This is a genomic window from Massilia rubra (assembly GCF_011682065.1).
GTDB lineage: Bacteria > Pseudomonadota > Gammaproteobacteria > Burkholderiales > Burkholderiaceae_D > Telluria_A > Telluria_A rubra.
On sequence record NZ_VUYU01000007.1, the window covers coordinates 111,564 to 129,357 of the forward strand.

The 17,794-nt window shown below is 64.4% G+C and carries 14 protein-coding genes; 6 read left to right on the forward strand and 8 right to left on the reverse strand.

The window, feature by feature from the left end:
• Nucleotides 1-33: 33 nt before the first annotated feature.
• The 3 genes from F0185_RS12670 to F0185_RS12680 form a co-directional block, all read right to left on the reverse strand.
• The gene (locus F0185_RS12670; RefSeq protein WP_167224895.1) at nt 34-489 is read right to left on the reverse strand and encodes an Hsp20 family protein; all 456 of its coding nucleotides are present in this window, start codon (nt 487-489) and stop codon (nt 34-36) included.
• 642 nt (nt 490-1,131) lie between these two features.
• A complete protein-coding gene (locus tag F0185_RS12675; protein ID WP_167224897.1) occupies nt 1,132-1,605 on the reverse strand; it encodes a hypothetical protein in 474 nt (157 codons plus the stop codon).
• Between the two features lie 257 nt (nt 1,606-1,862).
• On the reverse strand, nt 1,863-2,780 hold the full coding sequence (locus F0185_RS12680) for a sensor domain-containing diguanylate cyclase (RefSeq protein WP_167224899.1): 918 nt from the start codon (nt 2,778-2,780) through the stop codon (nt 1,863-1,865).
• 303 nt (nt 2,781-3,083) lie between these two features.
• On the opposite strand from F0185_RS12680, the gene F0185_RS35325 reads away from it, so the two are divergent.
• Nucleotides 3,084-4,748, forward strand: a complete 1,665-nt coding sequence (locus tag F0185_RS35325; protein WP_167224901.1) for a methyl-accepting chemotaxis protein — start codon at nt 3,084-3,086, stop codon at nt 4,746-4,748.
• Between the two features lie 119 nt (nt 4,749-4,867).
• Here F0185_RS35325 and F0185_RS12690 read toward each other — a convergent pair whose 3' ends face one another.
• Genes F0185_RS12690 through F0185_RS12705 form a run of 4 tightly spaced genes read right to left on the reverse strand, consistent with a single transcriptional unit; the run spans nt 4,868 to nt 9,165 of the window.
• On the reverse strand, nt 4,868-6,016 hold the full coding sequence (locus tag F0185_RS12690) for an FAD-dependent monooxygenase (RefSeq protein WP_167224903.1): 1,149 nt from the start codon (nt 6,014-6,016) through the stop codon (nt 4,868-4,870).
• Nucleotides 6,016-7,377 (reverse strand): Xaa-Pro aminopeptidase, encoded by a 1,362-nt coding sequence (gene pepP / locus F0185_RS12695; protein WP_167224905.1) that lies wholly within the window; start codon nt 7,375-7,377, stop codon nt 6,016-6,018. The genes F0185_RS12690 and pepP overlap by 1 nt, the downstream gene beginning before the upstream one ends.
• Nucleotides 7,374-8,096 (reverse strand): N-acetylmuramate alpha-1-phosphate uridylyltransferase MurU, encoded by a 723-nt coding sequence (murU, locus tag F0185_RS12700; RefSeq protein WP_167224907.1) that lies wholly within the window; start codon nt 8,094-8,096, stop codon nt 7,374-7,376. Before murU ends, pepP begins: the two co-directional genes overlap by 4 nt.
• A gap of 13 nt (nt 8,097-8,109) precedes the next feature.
• Entirely contained in the window at nt 8,110-9,165 is a 1,056-nt protein-coding gene (locus F0185_RS12705) for an aminoglycoside phosphotransferase family protein (protein WP_167224909.1), read from the reverse strand.
• A 97-nt stretch (nt 9,166-9,262) separates the two neighbouring features.
• Here F0185_RS12705 and F0185_RS12710 point away from each other — a divergent pair, with 97 nt between their 5' ends.
• From F0185_RS12710 to F0185_RS12730, 5 genes are all read left to right on the forward strand, one after another.
• Complete coding sequence (locus tag F0185_RS12710) at nt 9,263-11,488, forward strand: LPS-assembly protein LptD (protein WP_167224911.1); 2,226 nt, start codon at nt 9,263-9,265, stop codon at nt 11,486-11,488.
• Nucleotides 11,489-11,553: 65 nt separating this feature from the next.
• On the forward strand, nt 11,554-12,927 hold the full coding sequence (locus F0185_RS12715) for a peptidylprolyl isomerase (protein ID WP_167224913.1): 1,374 nt from the start codon (nt 11,554-11,556) through the stop codon (nt 12,925-12,927).
• Nucleotides 12,928-12,931: 4 nt separating this feature from the next.
• A complete protein-coding gene (gene pdxA / locus F0185_RS12720) occupies nt 12,932-14,002 on the forward strand; it encodes a 4-hydroxythreonine-4-phosphate dehydrogenase PdxA (protein ID WP_167224914.1) in 1,071 nt (356 codons plus the stop codon).
• Nucleotides 14,003-14,036: 34 nt separating this feature from the next.
• Nucleotides 14,037-14,822, forward strand: coding sequence for a 16S rRNA (adenine(1518)-N(6)/adenine(1519)-N(6))-dimethyltransferase RsmA (gene rsmA, locus F0185_RS12725; protein WP_166893669.1), 786 nt, complete (start codon nt 14,037-14,039; stop codon nt 14,820-14,822).
• Nucleotides 14,823-14,835: 13 nt separating this feature from the next.
• A complete protein-coding gene (locus F0185_RS12730; RefSeq protein ID WP_167224916.1) occupies nt 14,836-15,192 on the forward strand; it encodes a DUF5710 domain-containing protein in 357 nt (118 codons plus the stop codon).
• A gap of 143 nt (nt 15,193-15,335) precedes the next feature.
• On the opposite strand, the gene F0185_RS12735 is transcribed toward F0185_RS12730, so the two are convergent.
• Nucleotides 15,336-17,588: a PhoX family protein gene (locus F0185_RS12735; protein WP_167224918.1), complete on the reverse strand. Its 2,253-nt coding sequence runs from the start codon at nt 17,586-17,588 to the stop codon at nt 15,336-15,338.
• Nucleotides 17,589-17,794: the final 206 nt, after the last annotated feature.

Sequence of the window (17,794 nt, forward strand, 5' to 3'; positions counted from 1 at the left end):
GCGGCGTTTTTTTATGGGGCTGGCAGGCCCCGATCAGGCGGCCTGGCGCTGTTCCAGCACCTGCACGTTGTCGCCGCCGTCGATGAGGATACGGCGCGGCTTGAGGGCCTCGGGCACTTCACGCACCAGTTCGATGGTCAGCATGCCGTTGTCGAACGAGGCCGTGGTGACCTTGACGTGGTTCGCCAGCTGGAAGCGCTGCTCGAAATCGCGTGCCGCGATGCCGCGGTGCAGGTAGGTAGGCTGCGTGTCCTCTTTCTGCTTGCGTCCGGTGATGTGCAGGCTGTCGCGCTCGGTGATGATCTCGACTTCCGAACGGTCGAAACCGGCCAGCGCCATCACGATGCGGTACTTGTCGTCGCTGACCAGTTCAATGTTGTACGGTGGATAGCTGGGCTGTGCGTCGGCGCGCTGCGATTCCAGCAGGTTGGCCAGGCGGTCGAAGCCGATAGCGGAACGATACAGGGGAGCAAGGTCGAATGTGCGCATGATAAATATCCTTTTAGAAGTTAAGCGATAGGTTGACGGACCTCCGTGGAGCATCCGTTGAATCCAATCTAAAGGCGGATGCGACAGTTTTCAAGGCCTTGAAAAAGACGGTTTTTTGCCCAATGCGCCGAAAAATAATTTGAAAATTTTTTGATCGGGCAAAGACGCTTCGGCGGCATCCTCCGCGTCGGCGCTCGTCTTGCCCTCGCCGCGTGCATGCAAGCAGGGAACTAAATGAGTGCGTGTTGTACCTGTTGCCGGCAGGCCTGCTGCGGCAAAGTGTCTCGTTTGGGTGTCTATTCTTGTCTCTTTTTGTCTCGTTTTGTCTCGTTTGAACCGAGCCCCCGAGCCGCTGGCCAAATGAGACAAAACGAGACAAAACGAGACAGAACAAGACAGCGAAACGAGACACTTTGCCGCAGCAGGCCGTCCGGCAATAGGGACAACGCTCCGCTGTTTGCGTGACGGTGTGCAACTCAGCACCAGGATACGGCACTGAGTTGCCGCGGCGGGCCCGGGGTCGCCGTTCAGGTGCCAGCGGACCTTGAAAAAACCGTAGCGAGTGGTACACGTTCAGTCGGATACTTGCAAGGTCGCGGCTGGCGCGTTCTCTCGCCGCTCGCGCCGGTTTTTCGAGGCCCCCTACAGCGTGCGGGTATAGATCAGCGTGTAGGTATCGACATGCTCGAGCTGCCCCTTTGAGGGATCGAGAGAACGTACCTGCAAGGTGGCCGCGACGTACACATTGGCGGTGCGGTCATCGTACTCGACGACGATGGTGGGATTACCCAGGAATGGCGCCTTGGCGTACACCCGTTCCGGGTGGGCGTACGGAATGCGGGGATCGGGAACTTCCTTGTTGAGGTCCACGGTGTGGCTCAACTGCGTGCCGTCGCGCGCGCGCCACTTCATTTCCATCAGCCCGGTGAACGCCTTGTAGTAACCCGCTGTCGAGCCGGGAACCCGGTTGACGTCGGACGCCAGTTTTTCGCGCGCGACCTGGGTGACGCACAGCTCGCTGATCAGGCCCGCATATTTCAGCCAGGCGTTGGTGACGCCACTGTAGCAAGTCAGTCCAATGTTGTGCGTCGAATAGCCGATCCCCTTGTCGTTCAATGTCGCGGCGCATCCTTGCAGCAGTAAAAGTCCAGCTAACAAAGGGATGAGCGCTTTTGTTGCTAACGATTTTGGTATGTTCATCCCGGATTTCCTTTGATTGTCAGCTGCGCGGCAGCGATCGGCCCAGGCATCGGGCCTGTGAGAATGCCTGATTTTGTATCATTTCAGAGTTTGTACAATAATGTTTTTTGTTGCTTACCACTCAAACAGGGGCATTGCGGGCCATGCAGCTCCGCAGGGAACGAGGCGATGCCTCAGCCGCCGCGCACCCGATTGCGGCCCGCGTTCTTTGCCTCGTACAGCGCCGCGTCCGCGCGCGTGAGCGCCTCGTTGAACGGCATCCCCGGCGCCAGCTGCGCCAGCCCGATGCTGATCGTCACGCGCACCTGCTCGCCCTGCGGCGTGACGATGGCGCCGTTTTCCACCGCCCCGCGAATGCGGTCCGCCACCACGTTGGCGGTAGCGCCGTCCAGCCCCGGAAACAGCAGGCAGAATTCCTCTCCGCCGGTGCGCGCGACAAAGTCGGTGGCGCGCGAGGCCATGCCGATCAGGCCCGCCACCGCAACGAGCACCGTGTCGCCGGCGGCGTGGCCATACTGGTCGTTGATCTTCTTGAAGAAATCGATATCGGCGATGCCGACGCAGGTCAGCGCGCCGCTGCGGGCGGCCCGTGCGCAGGTGAGCAGCGCTTCGGCGTCGAAGGCGCGCCGGTTCGGCAGGCCGGTCAGCGCATCGCTCAGCGCCTGCTTTTCCAGTCGCGCCAGCAGCGCATCGCGCTCGGCCTCCATGTGGCGGCGCGCGCGCAAGTCTTCGAGAAAGGCGCCGAAGTAACGCTTGCCCTCGTGGACGCCGAGGTCGATCGCCTTCATTGCGATCGGGACCATCTCGCCGGTGCGGTGCCGGATCGCGAATTCGCGCACCTGCCCGAGCACCGTCGACTCCTTGCAGCTGTCCAGGTAAGCGCGCACGTAGCGCTCGTGCTGGCCCGCCAGGTTGGCCGGCAGCAGGCCGGTCAGCGGCTGTCCCAGCGCCTCGCCCGGCGCGTAACCCGACAAGGTCTGCATCGCGCCGTTCTGGTAGCGAATGGCGCCGTCTTCATCGATGACGACGATGGCGTCGAGCGCGTTTTCGAGCAGGCGCAGGGAGAGAGTGCAGGGCAGGGTGTCGAGCATGATCGGAGCCGCAGGGACGGGGGACTGTACCGACCTTAGCATATAAGTTTCTGAATATCATGAAAAATTGCCGGGATTTCGCGCAGCTTGACCCTTGGCGACAGCAATGAATACAAGCACACAACATTGCTGTTCCGCTTGTCGCATCACAAACACAAGACGCGCTGAATTTGTCCTATGTTGATATTGCGCCATTTAACTCACCGGGTAAGTTCGGTATATTTCTTAGGAGATAGTATTTCTCATGTCGCATCACGCCATGTGCAACCGGCCCGGCAACCGACAACTGAAAGGTCAACGACCATGTTTAAGAACGTGACGATCAAGGCACGGCTCATTTTTGTCATCGGGGTCATCAGCGCCATTTCGCTGGCGGTCGGGTTGATCGGCTTGCGCAACCTGAGCGTGACCAACGCCTCGCTCAAAACGGTGTACGAGGACCGCCTGGTGGCGGTGGGCATGCTGGCCGAAGTGCTCACGCAGATCCAGCAAAACCAGAACACGCTGGCGTTGGCGGTCAGCGGCGACCCGGCCAAGCTGCCCGAGGTCAGTAGCGATGTCGAGCAGCGTGTACAGAGCAATACGGCGCTCTGGGGCAAGTACATGGAAACCTATCTGACGGATGAAGAGAAGACCCTCGCCGGCAAATTCGCGGCCAGCAGGGAAACCTTTGTGACGCAGGGGATCAAGCCGACGCTGGCGGCGTTCAAGGCCAAGGACGTGCCGGGCGCCGTCGCGCTGGTGCAAGGTGCGCTCACTCAGAACTTCCAGCCGGTGCGCGACAATATGCGCAACCTGGTCAACTACCAGCTTACCGTCGGCAAGTCCGAGTACGAGCAGGCTACGGCGCGCTTCGAGACGGCGCGTGCGCTGGCCATCGGCCTGATTGTGCTCAGCATCGCGCTGGGCCTGATGATGGGTGCCGCGCTCATTCGCGGCATCTCGCGCTCGATCGCCGAGGCGCTGCGCTTCGCCAACAACATCGCCGGCGGTAACCTGACCGACACCGTCAAGATCGAATCGAACGATGAAATCGGCCAGTTGCTGGCGGCGCTGCAAAAGATGAACGACAGCCTGGTGGAAGTGGTGCGCCGGGTGCGTAGCGGCACCGATACGATTTCGGTGGCGTCTTCCGAAATCGCGGCCGGCAACCAGGATCTGTCGAGCCGCACCGAGGAGCAGGCCAGCTCGCTGGAGGAAACCGCGTCGTCGATGGAGCAACTGACCTCCACCGTCAAGGCGAGCGCCGACAACGCGCGCCAGGCCAGCACCTTGGCCGAGACGGCGTCGAACGTGGCCACCAAGGGCGGCAACGTGATCGGCAATGTGGTCGATACGATGGGGCGCATCAACGAGGCCAGCAACAAGATCGTCGACATCATCGGCGTGATCGACGGGATCGCGTTCCAGACCAATATTTTGGCCCTGAACGCGGCGGTGGAAGCGGCGCGCGCGGGCGAGCAGGGACGCGGGTTTGCGGTGGTGGCGAGCGAAGTGCGCAACCTGGCGCAGCGCTCGGCGCAGGCAGCCAAGGAAATCAAGGGCCTGATCGGCAGTTCGGTCGAGCAGGTCGAAGCGGGCAGTAAACTCGTGAACGAGGCGGGCAGCACGATGGACGATATCGTCCAGAGCATCCGCCGCGTGACCGACATCATGGGCGACATTGCGGCGGCCACCCAGGAGCAGACCCTGGGGATCGATCAGATTAACCAGGCGGTCACGCAGATGGACCAGGTGACGCAGCAGAACGCGGCGCTGGTGGAAGAAGCGGCGGCGGCGTCGGAAGCGATGCAGGACCAGGCGCGCCAGCTGGCCGAGGTGGTCAGCGTGTTCAAGTTGAGTGCGGGTGTGGTAGCGGCGGCGCCGCGGCAGGTGGCGGCCAGGCCGGCGCCGAAAGCGGTGGCGCGCGCGCCGCTGAAGAAGCAGTTGTCCAGCACCGCGCCGACGGAGGATTGGGAAGAGTTCTGATCGTCGTTCCCGCGAAGGCGGGAACCCAAGTTCGTCGAGTCGTCTGAGGCTGCCGCCCAGAATGGGGTTCCCGCCTTCGCGGGAACGACGGGCTACAGGTAAACGATCAGACTATCGGCTCACCGCCGTCCGAACATCATCCACTCCCCCAGCAAATTCTTGGCCGGGTTGAAGGTATCGAGTAGTCCCAGCGACAACCCCAGCAAAGCTTGCCCCGGCCCCTGATGCGCGAACGCGCGCGCCATGGTGTCGGTCAGCTCCACCACCAGCTTGCGGTCCGTCCGGCGCTCCCGCGCAAACGCGCTCAGCGCCGCCGGACCGGCCTCGCGCGCCAGCAAGCGCGCCAGCACCGCCGCGTCGCGCAGCCCCAGGTTCAACCCCTGCCCGGCCACCGGATGCAAGGTTTGCGCCGCATTCCCGATCGCCACCGTGCGCCCGGTCGCACCCGGATCGGCATTCAGGCCAAGCGGATACGCAACGCGCGCGCTGGTCCCGGTCATCCGTCCCAAACGCTGCCCGAACGCCTCGCCCAGCTGCGCCAGGAAGCGCGCGTCGTCCAGCGCCAGCAGCGCTTGCGCGCGCTCCGGCCGCACGCACCATACCAGCGCATATTGATGGCCGTCCGGACCGTCCTGTGGCAGCATGGCCAGCGGCCCTTCTTCGGTAAAGCGCTCGTACGCCCGATGCGCAAGCGGCGCGCTGGTGCTCACGCGCGCAATGAGCGCCGTCTGCCGGTAATCGTGCGTGCGCGAGCGGGCATCCTGTTCGCCGAACACGCCGCCTTCGGCCCGCACCACCACCGCCGCCCGCAGTGCGCGCCCATCGTCGAGCGTGAGCGCGACGTTCTCCGCATGCTCCGCATGCCCGGCCACGCGCGCAGGCCGCAGCACCGCCACCCCGGCGCGCTCGCACGCCCCCGACAGCGCCGCCACCAGGTCGCCGTAACGCGCCACGTAACCGAGCGCCTCGACGCCGTGCTCGCCGCGGTCGATCATGCTGCGTCCGAACTGCCCGCGCCGCGACACGTGCACCTGGTGGATGGCCGTCGAAGGCAGCGGCCAGGCGCCGATTTCTTCGAGCAGCATGCGGCTGCCGTACGACAGCGCGATCGAGCGCGGGTCGGAGAGCGCCACGCCGAGCGCCTTGGCGTCGATCAGGCCGATGCGCGTGCTGTCCATGCCGCGCCGCGCCAGCAGGGCGGCCAGCGCCATGCCAACCGGCCCGGCGCCGCAGATTGCCACGTCAAACTTGGTAAGTGTTGTATCCATCAGGGGCGCATCAGTTGTTCGATATCGTCGGCCAGCTTGGGCGCCGCTGCGCTCAGGATGGTGTGGCCGCCTTGCGTGGCCGGCATGACCAGCACGTCGTCTTCGATGCGGATGCCGATGTGCCAGAACTGTTCCGGCACGCCCTCGGCGGGACGCACGTAGATGCCCGGTTCGACCGTCAGCACCATGCCGGGCTGCAGCGGGCGCGATGGCTTGTCGTCGAGCGTGAGGTCGCGGTAGGCGCCGGCGTCGTGCACGTCCAGGCCCAGCCAGTGGCCGGTGCCGTGCATGTAGAACTGCTGGTGCGCGCGTTCGGCGATGACGTCGTCGACGCCGCCGAATTTGTCCTTCGCCAGCAATCCCAGGTCGAGCATGCCCTGCGCCAGCACGCGCGTGGCGGCGTCGTGGATGTCGCTGTATTTTTGGCCTGGCCGCACCACGTCCAGCGCGGCGGTCTGCGCGGCCAGCACCAGCTCGTAGAGCGTGCGCTGCGGCCCGCTGAAGCGGCCGTTGACCGGGTAGGTGCGGGTGATGTCGGCGGCGTAGCTGTCGAGCTCACAGCCGGCGTCGATCAGCACCAGGTCGCCGTCGCGCGTTTGGGCGTTGTTGGCGTTGTAGTGCAGTACGCAGGCGTTCGCGCCAGAGGCCACGATCGGCGTGTAGGCCGGATACTGGGCGCCGTTGCGGCGGAACTCGTGCAGCAGTTCGGCCTCGATTTCGTATTCGAACATGCCCGGCTTCGACGCCCTCATCGCGCGTGCATGCGCGATGCCCGAGATGGTCGCCGCGCGCAGCATCACGGCTTGCTCGGCGTCGTCCTTGAACAGGCGCATCTCGTCGAGCATCGCCAACAGGTCGTGCGCCACCGCCGGCGCGGTGACGCCGCCGCGCGCCTGGCGCCGCACCGCCAGCAGCCAGTTCTTCATTTGCATGTCGAGCGCCGCGCTGTGCCCGAGCGCGTAATACGCGGCCGGGGCGTTGGCCAGCAGCCTGGCCATTTCGCTATCGAGTTCGTCGATCGGAAAGGCGGCGTCGAATCCAAAGGCGATGCGCGCGCCGTCGGGACCGTGGCGAAAGCCGTCCCAGATCTCGCGCTCCACGTTCTTCTGGCGGCAGAACAGGATCGCCTGCGCCGGCTTGTCGGCGTGGGCGGCCACCAGGACCAGCACGCTGTCCGGTTCGGTAAAACCGGTCAGGTAGTAAAAATAGCTGTCGTGGCGGTACGGGTAGTCGCTGTCGCTGTTGCGCTGCACTTCGGGCGCGGTCGGCAAAATGGCCACGGCGCCCGGCTGCATGGCCGCGCACAGGCGCGCGCGCCGGGCCGCGAACGGCGTACTTGTGTGGCAAGGCGCGCCGCTCATGATTGCGCCTTGCGCGTGCCCAGCGGCGCGTTCAGTTCTTCCAGCTGCGCCACGGTGCCGACGTTGACCCAGTCGCCCTCGTAGATTTCGCCGCCCACCTGGCCCAGGTCCGCGTACTGGCGGATCAGGGCGCCCAGGCGCGCATGCGTGCCCGGGACGATGGCCTTGAACATCTCCGGCCGGTACACCCCGATGTTCGAAAAATTCCACTTCGGCTCGCCGTCGTTGGCCACCTGGTACATGGTCAGCCCGAAGTCGCCCTCGGGATTATGGAAGGGGTTCGGGGTCAGGTAGATCCAGCAGGCGTCGCGCTTCTCGGGCGGGTAGGGATTGCCCCACATGTCTTCGTCGACCAGCACGTCGGTGACCTGGGCAAAATCGAAGTACGGGCAGTAGATGTCGGCCGAGAGCACCAAAAACGGTTCGTCGCCCAGCAGGTGCAGCGCGTTGGCGATGCCGCCGGCCGTTTCCAGCGCCACCGTTTCGGGCGAGTAGACGATGCGCGCGCCGTATTTGCCGCCGTCGCCCAGTTCACGCTCGATCGCCTCGCCCATGTAGGCGTGGTTGATGACGATCTCGGTGATCCCGGCGCGCACCAGGTTCAGGATGTGCCAGACGATCAGCGCCCGCCCGCGCACCTTCAGCAGCGGCTTGGGGCAGTCGTCGGTCAATGGGCGCATGCGTTCGCCGCGGCCGGCGGCCAGGATCATCGCTTTCATGATTGGCTCCCCATCAGAAGGTGTAGCCCACTTGCGGCACCTTGTCTTCGAAGGCGTCGAGCAGGCGCGCCAGCGGCTTGAGGACGATGTAGCGGTTGCAGGTCTTGCGCACGTAGTCGATCACGGTCGGCAGGTCGCCCAGGTACGCGCTCTTGCCGTCGCGGTAGTTCAGGCGGCAGAAGAGGCCGAGGATTTTCAGGTGCCGCTGCAAGGCCATGAATTCGAAGTCCTGGTAGAACGCGTCGATGTCCGGATTGACCGGCAGCCCGACCGCCTTGGCGCGCTGCCAGTAGCGTACCACCCAGTCGAGCACGATTTCTTCGTCCCACTGCACGTAGGCGTCGCGCAGCAGCGAGGCCAGGTCGTAGGTGACCGGGCCGAACACGGCATCCTGGAAGTCGAGCACGCCCGGGTTGCCCTGGTCCATGAACATCAGGTTGCGCGAATGGAAATCGCGGTGCATGAAGACTTGCTGCTGGGCCAGGTTGTTGGCGATGATCGCGTCGAACACCTTGGCCAGGGTGGCGCTCTGGACGTCGGTCATGGTCACGCCCAGGTGCTTGCCGACGAACCATTCCGGGAACAGGTTCAGCTCGCGTTCGATGAAGGCGCGGTCGTACTCGGGCAGCACGCCCGGCTCGCTGGCGAGCTGGAACTTGACCAGCGCGTCGACCGCGTCCGAGTACATGTTGGGCGCGTTGTCGACGTCGAGCCGTTGCAGATAGGTGGTGCTGCCCAGGTCCGACAGCAGCAAAAAGCCGTTGGCCACGTCCTGCGCCACGATGGCGGGCACGGTCACGCCGGCGGCCAGCAGCAAGCCTTGCACATGAATATAGGCCGGCACGTTTTCGCGCTCGGGCGGGGCATCCATGGCGATCAGGGTCTGGCCCAGTTTGGCGCGCAGTTCAGGGGCGACGTCGAGCCGGAAGTAGCGGCGGAAGCTCGCGTCGGCCGAGGCCGGACGGCGTGATTCGACCTGGACCAGGCCGAGCGTGGCGAGCCAGGTGGTGAGCTGCGTCAGGCGGGTGTCCGACGATGTTGCGGGGGTGGTGGGGAGCGATGAGGACATGTTGCAGCCTGAGAATCCGATTGAAGGTGAAGATTCCCATATAATAAGGGATTAACCTCAAAAAATCGCCTGCCATGGTGTTTGCACACGTCATTTCATGAGCTTGAAAAAACCGGCAGCTCCCCCCTCGCAGCGTTGGGCCTATGCCCTGACGGCGCTCGTCACCGCCACCGCGGTGCCGCTGCACGCCCAAACCGTCCAAAAGCGCGAACGTACCGAAGATCCCAACCTGCCCGTCACCGTGCGCGCGGAAGAAATCTCCGGCCGCCCCGAACGCGAACTCATTCTTGAGCGCAAAGTTGAGCTGAGCCGGGGACAAACCCGGATGAAAGCCGACCGCGCCTGCTTCAAGAACGTCGAGAATGAAGTCACCGCGAACGGCAATGTCTGGATGGAACGCTTCGGCGATACCTACAAGGGCGAGGAGTTGCAGCTGAACCTGTCTTCGGGCAAGGGCTGGGTGCTCCATCCCGAGTACCGCATGGAGGTCAACAACGCGCAGGGCTCGGCCAGGCGCGTCGACTTCATCAGCGAAGACGAGGCCATCGTCAGCGACGGCACCTATACCACCTGCGAAGGCTTGCTGCCGGACTGGTACCTGAAATCGAACACCCTGCGCCTGGACGCCGGGCGCGATGTGGGCGTGGCCGGCAAGACGGTGATCTATTTCAAGGGCGTGCCGATCATCGGCGCGCCGGCGCTGTCGTTCTCGCTGTCGGGCGCGCGCCGCTCGGGCTGGCTGCCGCCGACCATCGGTTTCCGCTCCAAGGGCCGGGCCGAAATCCTGCAACCTTATTATTTCAACATCGCGCCGAACCGCGACCTGACCGTGTATCCGCGCTGGATGCTCGATCGTGGCCTGCAGATGGGCGCGACCGGACGCTATATCGGCGAAAACGACTACGGCGGCTACGAGGGCAAGACCCACGCCGAAGTCTTGCTCAACGACAAGATCACCAAGACCGACCGCTGGCGCTTCGATTCGCAGCACACCCAGGGCGTCGCGCCCGGCTGGTCGTATGGCTGGAACCTGAAGGCGGCGTCGGACGATAATTATCCGAGCGACTTCTCGCAGTCGATCTCGACCAGCGCGGAACGCCAGCTGGTGCGCGAAATCCGCACCGACTACCGTACCCAGTTCTGGAGCGCCTCGGCGCGCGTGCAGAGCTACCAGGTGCTGCAGGACCCGGTCTCGGTGACCGATCCGAGCCGCACCGTGCCGCGCCCCTACGACCGCTTACCGGAACTGCTGTTCCACGCCGGCCGCTACGACGTCAAGGGCTTCGACTGGGCGGTCGACTCGGAAATGACGCGCTTCTCGCATCCCGACCTGCCGACCGGCAACCGGGCGGTGGTGGTCTCGCAGCTCAGTTATCCGATCGTGCGTCCCGGCTATTTCGTCACGCCCAAGCTGATGCTGCACGCCAGCGCCTACGAGCTCGAAAAAACCAAGGCCGACGCTCCGCGCACGCTCACGCGCTCCTTGCCCACCTTTTCGCTCGACAGCGGGCTGGTGTTCGAGCGCGACGCCAAGCTGACCGGGCGCAAGATGACCCAGACGCTGGAGCCGCGCCTGTTCTACGTCTACACGCCGTACAAGGACCAGAGCAAGTTCCCCAACTTCGACACGTTTGAGGCGACGTTTAACCTAGCCCAGATCTTCAACGAAAACCGCTTCATCGGCAACGACCGCGTGTCGGACGCCAATCAGGTGACGGCGGCCCTGGTCTCGCGCTTTTTGGAGACCAACGGCGCCGAGCGCCTGCGCCTGGTGCTGGGGCAGCGCTTTTACCTCAACGAGCAGCGCGTCCAGCTGGCCAACACGCCGCGCACCGAAAACCGCTCCGACGTCCTGCTGGCCGCGTCGGGTCGTATTTCGGACAAATGGAGCTTCGACAGCGCCGTGCAATACAATGCCAGCGCCAGCAGCGTGGTGACGCAGAACTATGGCGTGCAATGGCAGCCGGGCGAGAAGAAGGTGATCAACGCCGAGTACCGCTATTTGCGCGACGTCGTCAAGAATGCGATGGTATCTTCCCAGTGGCCGCTGTCGAAACGCTGGTATGGCGTGGGCCGGGTCACGTATTCGGTACTGGAACATAAAGTCGTCGAGAGCCTCGTCGGTCTCGAATACCAGGCCGACTGCTGGGTGTTCCGCATGGGTGGGCAGCGTTTCGTGACCACCACGCGCAACACCTCGACGCCGATCTTCTTCCAACTGGAACTGAACGGCTTGTCCAAGCTCGGTTTCGGCAGCCCGCTCGAATCGTTTTACAAGAGCGTTCCAGGCTATACGAGGCTGAACCAGGGCTCGGGCCGCTAAGCGGGACGTCGGATTTTTTCATTTAACTGAATATGAGTGCTTCCCAGATTATGCGCAATATCCGTATGCACCAACTCAAGATCGCCGCCGCCTTGCTGTGCGCCCTGACCGCCGGCCAGGTGGCTGCCCAAGCCACGCCGGCCAAGCCGGCAGCGGCCGCGGCCAAGCCGTCGAGCGGCTTTTTGCCGCCGGCGTCGGCCTCGGCCAACGTCATCGATTCGATCGCCGTGGTGGTCAACGATGAAGTCATCACCCGCAACGAAATCACCGCCCGCGTGCGCGCCGTCGAAGGCGCGATGAAGTCGCAAAACGCACCCGTGCCCGAGGCGGCCGACCTGCAGCGCCAGGTCATCGAACGCATGATCGTCGAACGCGCCCAGATGCAGCTGGCCAAGGAGATGGGCGTGCGGGTCGACGACACCATGCTCGATCGCGCCATCGGCCGCATCGCCGAGCAGCAGAAGCTGTCGGTGCAGGAGATGCGCAACCAGATGGAAAAGAGCGGCACCACGTTTGCCGCCTTCCGCGAAGAGATCCGCAGCGAAATCATGATGCAGCGCCTGCGCGAGCATGAAGTCGACAACAAGATCCAGATTTCCGACGCCGAAGTCGACACCTACCTGGCCGCCGAAAAAGCCGCCGCCGCCGACAAGGTCGAGATGAACCTGGCGCAGATCATGGTGCGCATTCCCGAAAACGCCTCGCCCGAGCAGATCGCCGCACGCCGCGCGCGCGCCGACGACGTGATGCGCCAGCTGCGCACCGGTGGCGACTTCGCCAAGATCGCCGCCACCTACTCCGATTCGAGCGATGCGCTCAAGGGTGGCGAAATCGGCTGGCGCGCGCTCGATCGCCTGCCGCCGCTGTTTTCCGACGCGCTCGGCAAACTGAAACCTGGCCAGGTCACGCCGGTCCTGAAAAGCACCACCGGTTTCCACATCCTGAAAATGGTCGACAAGCGCAACCTGGCCGACGCCAGCGCGCCGGCGGCGGTGCAGCAGACGCGCGCGCGCCACATCCTGCTCAAGGTCAGCCCGACCATGACGGCGGCCGACGCCAAGCGCAAGCTGACCGAATTGAAGGAACGCCTCGACAACAAGGCTGCCAAGTTCGAAGAACTGGCGCGCCTGTTCTCCAACGACGGTTCGGCCAGCAAGGGTGGCGACCTCGGTTGGCTGTACCCGGGCGACACCGTGCCGGAATTCGAAACCGTGATGGCCACCCTGAAACCGGGTGAACTGAGCGACGTCGTCGAAACCCCGTACGGCTTTCACCTGATCGAAGTCATGGAGCGCAAGAGCGATGACCAGAACAAGGAACGGGTGCGCATGGCTGCGCGCCAGGTGATCCGCGACCGCAAGCTCGAAGAAGCGACCGAAGACTGGGCACGCCAGGTGCGCGACCGCGCCTACGTCGAATTCCGCGACGAGAACAAGTAAGCGCATGCGTCAGGCAAGCACACGGCCGGCGATCGCCATCACCACGGGCGAACCGGCCGGGATCGGGCCGGAAATCTCGATCCGCGCCGCCTGGGCCATGCGCGCGCAGGTCAACTGCGTGCTGCTCGGCGACGCCGCCTTCCTGGCGCTCACCGCCAGCCTGATCGACCCCGATATCCAACTGGCCGCCTTGTCGGTGCAGGCGCTGCGCAACGGCGGCCTGCCGCAGTTCGGCCCATCGCGCATTTGCGTCATCGACGTGCCGCTCGGCGCCCACGTGGTGCCGGGCGTCCTGGATCCGGCCAACGGCCGCGCGGTGCTGGCCACGCTCGACCTGGCGGTCGAAGGCGCGCGCGCCGGCTGGTTCGACGCCATGGTCACCGCGCCGCTGCAAAAGAGCACCATCAACGACGCCGGCGTGGCTTTTTCGGGCCACACCGAATACCTGGCCGAAAAGACCGCCACCGCGCAGGTGGTGATGATGCTGGCCGGTGAAACCGCGTCGGCTACCGCACCTGACACGCCGGACAATGTTGCGCTGCGGGTGGCGCTGGCCACCACCCATTTGCCGCTCAAGGATGTCTCGGCGGCGATCACGCGCGACGGTTTGGGGCGGGTGATCGACATCATTCACCACGACCTGAAAAACAAGTTCGGCATTGCCGCCCCGCGCATCCTGGTCACCGGCCTCAATCCGCACGCGGGCGAGAACGGCTACCTGGGACGCGAGGAAATCGACACCATCACGCCGGCGCTGGAAGCGGCGCGCGCACGCGGCATCGACGCGCGCGGCCCGTATCCGGCCGATACGCTGTTCCAGCCCAAGTACCTGATGGACGCCGACTGCGTGCTGGCCATGTACCACGACCAGGGCTTGCCGGTGCTCAAATACGCCACCTTCGGGCGCGGCGTGAACATCACCCTCGGCCTGCCGCTGATCCGCACCTCGGTCGACCATGGCACCGCGCTCGACCTGGCTTGCGCCGGGCTGGGACAAGCCGACTGCGGCAGCATGGAACAAGCCATCCGCACCGCATTGCAGATGGTGGACGCACAGCGCGCATCACAGCTGTAGATTGCACCCTTAGAACCGCATTGAGAAGAAGAATATGAAACACGTCGCCCGCAAGCGCTTCGGCCAGAATTTTTTGACCGACAAACTCGTCCTCGATAACATCATCGACGCCATCGGCCCCGAGAAGGGCCAGGCGATGGTCGAAATCGGGCCGGGCCTGGCCGCCATGACGGCGCTGCTGCTCAAGCGCCTCGACCACATGCATGTGGTGGAACTGGACCGCGACCTGGTCGCGCGCCTGGAAAACAACTTCCCGCGCGAGAAGCTGACCATTCATTCGGGCGACGCGCTCAAGTTCGACTACGGCCTCATTCCGGTGCCGGAAGGGCAGAAGCTGCGCGTGGTCGGCAACCTGCCGTACAACATTTCGAGCCCGCTGCTGTTCCACCTGGCCGACTTCGCGCACCTGATCGAAGACCAGCATTTCATGCTGCAAAAAGAAGTCGTCGAGCGCATGGTGGCCGCGCCCGGCAGCAAGACGTACGGACGCTTGTCGGTGATGCTGCAGTGGCGTTACGACATGTCGCTCATGTTCATCGTGCCGCCGACCGCGTTCGACCCGCCGCCACAGGTGGAGTCGGCCATCGTGCGCATGGTGCCGGTGCCGGCCGAACGCAAACTGGCGTGCGACGGCCCGACCCTGGAGGCGGTGGTGATGAAGGCGTTCTCGCAGCGCCGCAAGGTGATCCGCAACTGCATGGCGGGGATGTGTACCGAAGCGCAGCTGGTCGAAGCCGGAATCGACCCGTCGATGCGTCCTGAGACGGTCGGCCTGGCGCAGTATGTGGCGCTGTCGAATTTACTCAAGCAGCCGGCCTGACAGGAGTGCCCTCATGATCATGCTCAAAGTCCCGTACGCCGAAAAAGACGAGGCCAAGGCCCTGGGGGCGCGCTGGAACAAGGATAGCAAGCTGTGGTATGTGCCCGACGGGGTCGATGTGGCGCCGTTCCAGCGCTGGGTGCTCAAGGGCGTGGCGCCGTCGCCGGCGGCTGCCAATCCGTCCGGTGCGCCGGCCGGCAGGATCGATTCGTATGTGGGCAAGCAGGTCGTGGGAGCGCGCTATGTGGCGCTGGAACACGGGTGCAATCCGTTCGAGGCGTGCGCCGAGTGCGGGCCGAAGCTGGCCGCGTCGGGATGGACCGATGCGCGTGCCGAGGTGCTGCGGATTGTGGGTGGGCTGAAAACCTAAAAACCGTCATTCCCGCGCAGGCGGGAATCCAAGGCCTCTACGCTTAGCGACGGTGCCTTGGATTCCCGCCTTCGCGGGAATGACGGTTTTGGGGACGGTGGGAACGAGGCCTGATCAGGCCCGCCCACCTTCCAAATCGCTCCTTACGTCCCGATCCGGCCGCCATCATTCTTGGTAATCACAATGGTCGCCGAACGCGGGCGCTTGCCCGGGCCGTAGCCGGCGTTGCTTGGCCACTGGCTGGTGTACTTCGACGGATCGGCCAGATTCGCCTGCGCCGTGTTTTCGCCCGGGTGCTGGATGTTGATGAACATCGACTTGCCATCCGGCGTTTCGCAGATACCCGTGATTTCCGAACCCGCCGGCCCGACCAGGAAGCGCTTGAGCGTGTCCGCTGTCGGCTTCTTGCCCACATACGTATCGACCGCCAGGGTGCCGCCGGCCGCTTTCGGATGGTTCAGGGTGACCTTGGCGCCGTCGCCGACCGTGCCCGGCACTGCGGCCAGCATCATGCAGTTGGTGACGTCGGTGTAGGCGCCATCGTCGGTCTGGATCCAGCAGATGCCGGTGTACGGGCTGAATGCCAGGCCGTCCGGGCTCGAGAAATCCTGGTCCGCGGTCAGGTTCGACAGGTTCACGAAGCCGCCGGCGGCGCCCGCTTCGGCGCCGAACAGGTACACATCCCACGTAAAGCTGGTGGCTGCCGAGGCGCCGGCGCCTTCTTTCATGCGCAGGATATGGCCGTTCGGGTTACCGCTTTGGGCCGAGCTGCCTTTCATGTCGGTGTAGGCGCGCGGGTTGGCGCTGTCCGGCGCCAGTTGCGACGAGGTCGGGTCGACCGCGCGGTTCGAGTTGTTGGTCAGCGAGTAGTAAATCTCGCCGTTGGCCGGATTGACCGAGCACCATTCCGGACGGTCCATCTTGGTCGCGCCCACCGCATCGGCGGCCAGGCGGGCGTTGACCGCAATGTCGGCCTGGTCGGCGAACTTGTACGCGCTGTACGCGGCAATGGCGGCGTTCGACATGGCCAGCTCGATCCACTGGCCAGTGCCGTCGGCGTTGATCTTGGCGACATACAGCTTGCCGCTGTCGAGGTATTTGTCGCCCGTGGCCATGCGGTCCGTGGCGGTGGCGTCGGCGGCGGCCCAGACGGCGCTCGAGACGAATTTGTAGATGTACTCGTTGCGCGAATCGTCGCCCATGTAGACGGCCAGCTGCTGGCCGACGACCGGGTTGCCGAAGGCGGCGCTTTCGTGGGCGTAGCGGCCCAGGGCCGTGCGCTTCTTGGCCGACTTGGACTTGTCGTACGGGTCCATTTCGACGATGTAGCCCATGCCGTTCATTTCGTTGCGGTAGTCGTCGCTGCCATCCGTCGACGCGCCTTTTTTGCTGATGTCCCAACGTGCGTATTTGTCGTCGGTGCCGGCGCTTTCCCAGCCGTGGCGCGAGGTGGCGCCCTGGTTGCGGCCGTAGCGCTTGAGCGAAGCGATGCTCTTGTCGCCGGCACGGGCGGCGTCGTCGGCGGCGCCGCGCACGAAGTAGCCGGACCAGTTTTCTTCACCGGTCAGGAACGAGCCCCATGGCGACTTGCCGGTGCCGCAGTTGTTCAGGGTGCCGCGCGTCTTGGTGGCGGTCGGCGAGTATTTGGTCTTGAGCAGGGCATTGCCGCGCGCGGGACCGGACAGTTCGATGTCGGTCAGCGGGGTAATGCGGTGGTTGAAGGAGGACTCCTTGACGTAGGCCCAGGCGGCGCCGGTCTTCTTGACTTCGACCACGCTCACGCCGTGGATCGCCACTTCCTTGTCCACTTCCGACGCAGGGCGCGGCAGGGTGGTCACGCCGCCATTGGCGTGCAGGAAGAAGGACGACAGTTTCGAATCCGTGGTCGCTTCGTGGTTCACGGCCAGCAGGCCGCGGTCGGAGCTGGTGGTGGTGGCGCTGCCGGTGGCCGACAGGCCGTAGAACTCCATGCCGTCGTGATGGTCGCCGGCGCGGGTGTCGAAGTTGTTGTCGGTGCCGTCGTTTTTGTAGGCGGGGGTGGTGCCGTTGAGCGGGTCGCCCAGCGCATAGATGACCGAGGCGGTGTAGCCGGCCGGGACGCTGACCATGTCGGCCAGGCTTTTCGGCACGGCCGTGAAGGCCAGCAGTTTTTCAGCCGGGACCGGCGGCGGGGTCGGCGTTGGCGTCGGCGTGACAGGCGCCGGGTCGTCGCTGCTGCAGGCCGACAGACCGACTGCGCCAAAAATCGCCGTGGCGGCCGAGGCCATGCCGCCGCGCAGCAGGCTGCGGCGGCTCAGGCGGGCGTTCAGCACCGTGTTGAAGTGTTCGTTCGGCGAATCATTGCAGTCGATGTCATCTGGATCGATGGAGCTGACCAGATCGTTTGGCTTGTTCATGAAGGTCCTATGGCTGGGGGTTGGATTTAGCAAGCCGGATTCTAGCCAGCCCAGATGACCGTGCCGTGACGGCAAGATGACAGGAAGATGACAAGCTATCCATCACCTGTGCGGTCCATTCGGAAATATCATTTCCAAATAGCCAACATTGCCCATTTTCATGCCATGATGGGGTGGCGCTTGCCGACCGGTTCGCCCCTACCATG

Coding starts and splice junctions, on each gene's coding strand:
- F0185_RS12670 (WP_167224895.1), bottom strand. CDS start 489: ATGCGCACATTCGACCTTGCTCCCCTGTATCGTTCCGCTATCGGCTTC.
- F0185_RS12680 (WP_167224899.1), bottom strand. CDS start 2,780: ATGCTCGACACCCTGCCCTGCACTCTCTCCCTGCGCCTGCTCGAAAAC.
- F0185_RS35325 (WP_167224901.1), top strand. CDS start 3,084: ATGTTTAAGAACGTGACGATCAAGGCACGGCTCATTTTTGTCATCGGG.
- F0185_RS12690 (WP_167224903.1), bottom strand. CDS start 6,016: ATGGATACAACACTTACCAAGTTTGACGTGGCAATCTGCGGCGCCGGG.
- pepP (WP_167224905.1), bottom strand. CDS start 7,377: ATGAGCGGCGCGCCTTGCCACACAAGTACGCCGTTCGCGGCCCGGCGC.
- murU (WP_167224907.1), bottom strand. CDS start 8,096: ATGAAAGCGATGATCCTGGCCGCCGGCCGCGGCGAACGCATGCGCCCA.
- F0185_RS12705 (WP_167224909.1), bottom strand. CDS start 9,165: ATGTCCTCATCGCTCCCCACCACCCCCGCAACATCGTCGGACACCCGC.
- F0185_RS12710 (WP_167224911.1), top strand. CDS start 9,263: ATGAGCTTGAAAAAACCGGCAGCTCCCCCCTCGCAGCGTTGGGCCTAT.
- F0185_RS12715 (WP_167224913.1), top strand. CDS start 11,554: ATGCACCAACTCAAGATCGCCGCCGCCTTGCTGTGCGCCCTGACCGCC.
- pdxA (WP_167224914.1), top strand. CDS start 12,932: ATGCGTCAGGCAAGCACACGGCCGGCGATCGCCATCACCACGGGCGAA.
- rsmA (WP_166893669.1), top strand. CDS start 14,037: ATGAAACACGTCGCCCGCAAGCGCTTCGGCCAGAATTTTTTGACCGAC.
- F0185_RS12730 (WP_167224916.1), top strand. CDS start 14,836: ATGATCATGCTCAAAGTCCCGTACGCCGAAAAAGACGAGGCCAAGGCC.
- F0185_RS12735 (WP_167224918.1), bottom strand. CDS start 17,588: ATGAACAAGCCAAACGATCTGGTCAGCTCCATCGATCCAGATGACATC.